Source organism: Vibrio sp. 1978 (genome assembly GCF_033344345.1).
The window spans coordinates 1-509 of the sequence record NZ_JAWPOP010001067.1; the positions used below are offsets into that span (position 1 = coordinate 1).

The window sequence follows — 509 nt, forward strand, 5'->3', positions numbered from 1 at the left end:
TTGCCCGGCCCGTACGCGTCGAAATAATGCCAATGGGGATATGGTGACACAACGGTCATGCGGCGCATCGCAACGGATGGCGAAACGCCTGCTTTTTTATGAACATCAATTTCGTAACCGGAGCGGTCGAGCAACTGACGAAATGGCACTTTAGGGCAAAGCAGAGCTCCTGCAAAAAAGCTGGACTCAAAGTCTCGCCAAGCTTGCAGAATGTCTTGCGAATTTAGCTCAGAGTTCGACACGGGGCTGTCCATTTGTTCCCAGTTATTCTGATGTCCGATGGAGAGCACGTTATTCATCGCGTCGCTGCTGTGCAATACGCGGTGGCCAATGTATACCGATAAGTCGTATTTTAAACGGGTAGGGTAGTCGCGCATCCGTTTGTTGAGATAAATGGTGCCCGGTGGTTCCATGAATGACGTAATCAATTGCTTAGCGTTGACGCCCAATTCATCGATGACATCTTGAGGTGCTCGGTCAACCCAGCGGATATCCAAGCCCATACTTTT

Annotated in this window: 1 protein-coding gene; it reads right to left on the minus strand. The window is 50.1% G+C overall.

The genetic code is table 11. The annotated features are described in order from the left end of the window. Nucleotides 1-509 (minus strand): DUF3612 domain-containing protein (locus R8N49_RS30685; protein ID WP_318190895.1); only part of this gene is annotated, 509 nt, incomplete at both ends.